4 protein-coding genes are annotated in these 6689 nt (G+C 51.5%); all 4 read right to left on the bottom strand.

Going from position 1 to position 6689, the window contains the following annotated elements; genetic code table 11:
• Nucleotides 1–2499 (bottom strand): nSTAND1 domain-containing NTPase (locus IQ235_RS15050; protein ID WP_441373275.1); only part of this gene is annotated, 2499 nt, incomplete at its 3' end.
• Nucleotides 2496–3848: an ATP-binding protein gene (locus IQ235_RS15045; RefSeq protein WP_264322260.1), complete on the bottom strand. Its 1353-nt coding sequence runs from the start codon at nt 3846–3848 to the stop codon at nt 2496–2498. The genes IQ235_RS15050 and IQ235_RS15045, both read right to left, overlap by 4 nt.
• 389 nt (nt 3849–4237) lie before the next feature.
• Nucleotides 4238–4516, bottom strand: a complete 279-nt coding sequence (locus IQ235_RS15040) for a hypothetical protein (protein ID WP_264322259.1) — start codon at nt 4514–4516, stop codon at nt 4238–4240.
• A gap of 291 nt (nt 4517–4807) precedes the next feature.
• Nucleotides 4808–6689, bottom strand: a 1882-nt coding sequence (glgB, locus tag IQ235_RS15035) for a 1,4-alpha-glucan branching enzyme (protein WP_264322258.1), incomplete at its 5' end; no start/stop codon positions are given.

Here is a 6689-nt window from a genome sequence, read left to right as displayed (position 1 = left end):
CGGTCGCATCCCGTTTTCATCGGTTAAATGGTAGAGAGCTAACCGCGCGACTTGTTCGTTCTCTGGACCGCAATCGTGGATGGCTTCTTCGATAAATCGTTCGATCAGATTGGGTAGGGTTCCCGATTGCAGATATTTGTCGAGGGTATCGATCTTATCGGCTTGGAGTTGGGCGCCGACAATTTGCAGCTCGATGGGACGAACCCGATCGAGGTCTCCAGCTAAGTCTTCAACGAGGCGATCGACCAACTGGGGTTCTAGATGAAAATGGGAAATATTCGTCAAATTTTTGATGACGTTATGGGCATCTTCTTTGGATAAGTTCCCCAAATAGTAGCGAGATTGGCGACTGAGAATGTCACCATCAATCGCTGCAATTTCTAAGGTTCGATCGATTTCTAAAAGATGGTGTAAGTAATCTTCGCGAATTGAGATAATGACTTTAACGTAGGGAATATTGAGAATTTCATTGAGAAACTCGTAAAACCCTCGTTTGCGATCGAAGTTCGGATTGGAAAAGAAAAATTCTTCAAATTGCTCGAAAATAATCACCGTCAGCAAATTGCCATCGATATTTCGATGGAGTTGCTCGATGATTTGAGACGGCCCACAATCTCCTCCGGGAATAAAGCATCCCGCCAACAGTCGAGACTGCGACTCCACAGAACCGTTACCGTCGGAAACCGAGCGTTCGTCGGATTTTGAGGGATCGAGACCCATGGCGCGGCTTAACGCTTTTCCCAGTTGTGCGGGCCAATCTGCATACACCCGTACCACCACCGGAATCGCATCCCGCACGTCGATGGAGCGCCCGATCAGTGCGGGAATCAACCCCGCATGAACGATCGAGCTTTTACCCACCCCCGACGGTCCGTAGAGTACCGTGAGTTTGCGATCGGGTCGACCGACCCGCTCCAAGAGCCGCTCGACATCTTGCCCGCGACCGGAGGTGCGAATTTCTGGGGCGATGGCATCTCGGTTTTCCCGATCGCGCACTGGGGCGATCGCTTCTCGATGGGGTTCCAAACGGGCCGCACCGATAAAGGCGCGCAAGCCGAAAGCCACTTCCACCGCCCGTTGCTTTAATTTGGTCTCGAAGGCTTCTAAATAGCAGCCCTGCTGAAAATATAACTGGCGCAAAGCCTCTAAAATTCGCAAGTTGCGATAGGGATCGCACTGGATGCTCGATGCCAGTGCCTGGGGTAACTCCCGCACCGCTCGATCGAGATTTTCCCGCGCGGGGTGAGTTTTGGCGAGGGCAAACTGCGCTTCGACCAAAAACAATCGATACAGCAGTTCGAGCAGACAGCGATGGGGTAAAACGTTGGTGGTTGGAGATTCTTGGAGGATTTGTAATGCCTTCCCCGCGCAACGCTCCGCTCGCATCCAACGTTTGTCGCCGATCGCCGTTTCGGCCAGAAATCCGTAATCGACAGCCAATTGAATGGTGCTACCGTAGCGTCGGTGCAGGGGAACGGACTTTTGCACCGTAGCTTTGAGGCGCTCCCAATCTTGGAGGTATCGAAGGGCTTCACACAGATAGGTAATGAATCGAGCCACCAAGTCTTCCCGTTCGGCGGCCTCGAAGATATCGATACAGCATTGCAGGCAATCTCGGGCTTTTTCCCAATTTTCCGGGCTGCCGGGCGATCGCAAATCGGCGGCGCGAAAGTGGCACAGGGCCAGGTGCAGCCATAAGACACCCTGCCGCAAATACGAATGCTGCTGGTCTTCTGGGGTACTTCTACCGGCAGTATTTGTGGAAGACTGCCAAAAATTCAAACTTAGATCGTAGCGCTCGATGGCATCTTCTAGCTCGTCTCGTTCGTAAGCGTTGCGCCCGAGAACAAACTCGACATCGGCCATTAACTCGGGGTTGAGAGAAATGTCTCGATCTTGCAAATCTTGCAGGCTGGCGTTAAATTCGCGGAGATCGGATTCTTTCATCAAAGAACGACCCATCAACCATCCACCCGAATCGGCAGATAAAATTGTCTCGAAGATTTGCGCTGAGTGTTTTTCGAGTAGAGCGATGGGTTCTTCGGCGGAGATCGCGAACTCGACGATGGTTGCCCAGCTTTCAAAGTCCGGGGCCAAACGAATCAGCTTTTGTAAAATCTCGTCGTTCACCCAGAGAATAATCGGAAAGGGAAAATGCTTGCGAAACTCCTCGCGGACTTGGTTGGTGGCGCTCAGGAGTCGATCGATGTGGCGCACGTCCTCCAAGCCCCACACCGCAAGAGCTTCGGTACTGGCAGATACGTGCGATCGAATGGTATTAAAGAGGGCTTGAGTGGAGTGGAGCAACTTCAGTTCCTCAAGGGACACCGGGGAAATTTCCTCCAGTCGCGCCATCGATCGCGCCCGTAACGCAGAATAGTTGCAACGCGCTAGAAGAAGTTTGAACTGCCCCTGAGAATATTCCAGCCCAAAGGCCAACTCTTCGATCGCGTCTTCATTTTTCGCCGCAACATCTTCCCCGCGCTCTGGCTCCGTCATGACTTAAAACCCTGTGCTTCGGCTAAAATCGGATTGATATCAAACCAAGATCCGTTCTCGTCTCGGTACTCAAATACAAACATACTGCGGATTAGGCTCGGTAGCGATCTGACCTGGCGCACTCGCTTAAGCTGAGCAACTTGCCGCAACAACTCCCACTCTGAATCGTCCAAGGAGAGAGCGAGCTGAGCGCAGCGTTCTCGAATCGTCGCTTCTAAAATATCTCGCGACAGCGGCAGATGTCGCTCTTTCTCAATACAACGATGTAACAGTCTCAAAAGATTTCGGGCGTGGCCCCCACTAATGTAGCATAGGCGATCGAGGGTACTTGCAGTATCAAAGACTTCCCCCAAGCGTTTGAGTCGCTCTGGGGCGGTGAGTTCGGGAAAGGCTCGGGCGAGGACCATCTGTCGCATTTGCACCATGCCTTCCTCAAACATCTGCTCTCGTCGATCTTTAACGGGAATCATGGGCAACACCTTGGGATCGACACCAAATCTCAGGGTCAATCGCCCCAGATCGCTCGAGAACATCAAAGAGATGGGGATGGTATAGACGATGTGGCATTGAAGCTTGCGCAGTTGCTCGCCGCGATCGACGAATAAGTATTCAGGTTGCGATCGACCCCAGGGTTTACGGCGGTTTTCGACGCGATCGAGATTGTCTACGATCGTCACCAATCCGGCTCCACCTTGCTCTTTGAGGGTGACGATCGCCGGATCGATGAGTTCTTCTTCGATCGCTTCGAGGAGAAAACCCACCCGAGGTTCGAGGTACTGCCGCAATTTGGAACGGACTTCGGGACTGTTTTTGGAATGAGTGGTGAGCTGGCGCAGTCCCCAGGAAAGGGAGAAATGACCTTCTTTTTCCAGTGCGGTTTCGTGAAAGGTCGATCGGGCAGAACCCCGAATTTCAAATTCATTTTTGAGCGCTTTCCACGCCCCGCGCAGTAGATTTTGGAGCTTGCGGGTGGGGGTCTTTAAAGAGAGGAATTCGATGCTGCAAGCGATTTGATGGGCGATCGCCAGTAAAATATCTCCAATGTCTACATCCCCCATATCTAAGTCTTGAGACGATTCAAAGTAGACGACGTGAAATCCTTCTCGCTCTAACATGAATTTGAGACGCAACAGTTCGGTGGATTTGCCGCATCCAATATGTCCGGTAAAAAGCTGGCAGGTGGGTTCCTCGGGAGAAAATAACGTAATATTGGCCAGTAGTTCTTCGACGATATTGCTGCCGCGAACATCAGAAAAGTCAATATAGTATTGTTGCGCCTCATGACTGGCCGAATTGAGGGTTTTACTGGGGTTACAATTGCGATAGAATTTTGGTAGATTCAGCGCCATGACGATCGAACCAAACGGGAATTTTTACATTTTTGGAGATGAATCTAATTGCAGTTGTGGGCTTGCTTTCTCAACACACCCAACAAGATAGAGGAAAAGCGAAAGTCCTGTCTTTCCGGAGAAAGTCAAACAAAGCATTTTCCCACTCTCAAGTTTTCGTAACGATTCGGCGACATCAGATCTGGACGATCGATTGTAATGCACGTGTAATGCACGAATTGCGCCTGTCACCTTCTCACCAGTTTCTCCGCTTGAGAATGATGGTGACTCAGCACGGATTCGATCTGAGAGTCGTTTTTATTGCGGCTGACAATCGCAACACAACTGAGTCTATTCGTTACGCGATCGATCTATTGACTCGTCAACTTTTGGCTTGCTGGCGATCGACTTTAACAATCCACCCCCAACCAGATGCACTCTTGGGATTGTTTCCCCCGAGATGCCGGAGTCCGATACCACGGCGGTAACGGTCGATGGAAGCCAGAAGTAACGCGGGAAGCTCTATGAGACACCTCCCCTAGGCTCTCCACAGCTCCCGTATCGGCTCTTGCCGGACTCCCGAGAGAAACGAACGATAGGGCACAAGCGATCGCCCCGGCACCAATAATGGGGCAGAGCGATCGATGGGGTTGCATCGAAACTGAGTCAAACGATCGAGCGGTTCTCATGTGATTTTCTGTCTTTGAGATGTCGTACTCCTTTATTCAGGCGATCGTCTCCTAATTCTGGATAGTTTCCTACCAAAATCGACCCGGATGTGACAGAACGTCAAGTGGAAGCGCGAAATTTAGAAAGGAAAGGGAAGCCACAGAAGAAGACAAGAGAGAGGGGAAGACACGGTGACGCGGTGACCGGACATAGACACAAAGACGAGGAAGAAGAACGACTTCACTAGTTGTCAATTATTCTCTCCCCCGCTTTCCCCACTCCCCTAGCTTCTCTACTCTCGTCGCGCGATGTCAAGCGTCAGCTTGTTCGGATTCGATGGCTTTTACTTCGGCTTTTGCCACTTTTGCGGCCTCTGTTTTTGCTCGATCGATCTTCAATACCAACACGCCCAAGGGAGGTAGACACAAATCCAAGGAATAGGGACGATTGTGGAACGACCATTCATCAGTCCACTTACCCCCCAAATTACCCATATTGCTACCGCCATAATCGCGGGCATCGCTGTTAAACAGTTCGGTGTAGAAACCCGCCTCGGGTACGCCGACGCGATAGTGGCTGTGGGGTTGGGGGGTGAAGTTGCACACCGTCACCACAAACTCATCGGATTTCTTATCCCGACGCATGAAGGATACGACGCTGTGACGGTTGTCGTTGCAATCGATCCATTCAAAACCCGGTTCGTCAAAATCTTGAGTATGCAACGCCGGTTCGGTGCGGTACAGGTCGTTGAGGCGACGAACCAAATTTTGTAGCTTCTGGTGAGGTTCGTACTCCAGCAGATTCCACTCCAGATCGCCCCACACGTTCCATTCACCCCACTGACCGAACTCCATGCTCATAAACAGGGTTTTCTTGCCGGGGTGGGTGAACATATAGCAGTACAAACACCGCAGGTTGGCAAACTTCTGCCACTCGTCACCGGGTACTTTCCCCAACATATTGCTCTTGCCGTGAACCACCTCATCGTGGGATAGAGCGAGCATATAGTTTTCGCTGTGGTGATACCACATACTGAAGGTGATATTGTTCTGGTGGAATTGGCGGAACCAAGGGTCCATGCTGAAATAATCGAGCATATCGTGCATCCAGCCCATATTCCACTTCAGGTTAAAGCCCAGACCCCCCACGTAAGTCGGCCAAGATACCATCGGCCAGGAGGTGGATTCTTCGGCGATCGACAGGATGCCGGGGAAGTAGCTGAAAATGGTATGGTTGGCCTGACGCAGGAAGTCGGCCGCTTCGATATTTTCCCGTCCGCCGTACTGGTTGGTCACCCATTCGCCATCTTCACGGCAGTAGTCGAGGTAGAGCATGGAAGCCACTGCATCGACGCGAATGCCGTCAATATGGTACTTATCGAACCAGAAGAGGGCATTGGCGACTAAGAAGTTACGGACTTCATTGCGTCCGTAGTTAAAGACGAGGGTTCCCCATTCTTTGTGTTCCCCTTTGCGAGGATCGGCGTGTTCGTAGAGGTGAGTGCCATCAAAGAATGCCAAGCCATGACCGTCTTTGGGGAAGTGGCCCGGAACCCAGTCTACAATCACGCCAATCCCTTCTTGGTGGCAGCGATCGATGAAGTACATCAAATCTTGGGGGGTGCCGAAGCGGGAAGTGGCTGCGTAGTAACCCGTCACCTGATATCCCCACGAACCGTCAAAGGGGTGTTCGGCGATCGGTAAGAGTTCGATGTGGGTAAAGTTGAGCTTCTTGACGTAGGGAATTAGCTTGTCTGCCATTTCCCGATAGGTCAAAAATCGCGCCCCCGGTTTGAGATCGGCGACTGCAACCGGTGGCAAGGTTTCGCCGCTGGCCGATTTTGCCGGTTCGTCCCAGGCGGCGTGCAGCCAAGACCCCGGATGTACTTCGTAAATGGAGACCGCAGATGCCATCGGATCGGCGTTGCGACGCTGCTCCATCCAATTGGTATCGTTCCAAGTGTAGCTATCGAGATCGGTGACGATGCTGGCGGTTTTGGGTCGAACTTCTTGTTGAAAGCCGTAGGGATCTGATTTTTCGTAGATGTCGCCATCAATGTTTTTAATTTCGTATTTGTAGCTGTCGCCAACCCCGAGTCCCGGTACGAATAGTTCCCAAACTCCATTGCTCCGTTTACCCATCTGGTATTTGCGACCGTCCCAATTATTAAAATCACCTAAGACGGAAATATTG

Origin of the sequence: Zarconia navalis LEGE 11467, assembly GCF_015207075.1 — a bacterium.
In the GTDB taxonomy this organism is placed as follows: Bacteria; Cyanobacteriota; Cyanobacteriia; order Cyanobacteriales; family Geitlerinemataceae; genus Zarconia; species Zarconia navalis.
Note: the sequence above shows the minus strand (reverse complement) of the source record. Positions and strands in the feature narration are given on the sequence as shown.

Coding starts and splice junctions, on each gene's coding strand:
- IQ235_RS15045 (WP_264322260.1), bottom strand. CDS start 3,848: ATGGCGCTGAATCTACCAAAATTCTATCGCAATTGTAACCCCAGTAAA.
- IQ235_RS15040 (WP_264322259.1), bottom strand. CDS start 4,516: ATGAGAACCGCTCGATCGTTTGACTCAGTTTCGATGCAACCCCATCGA.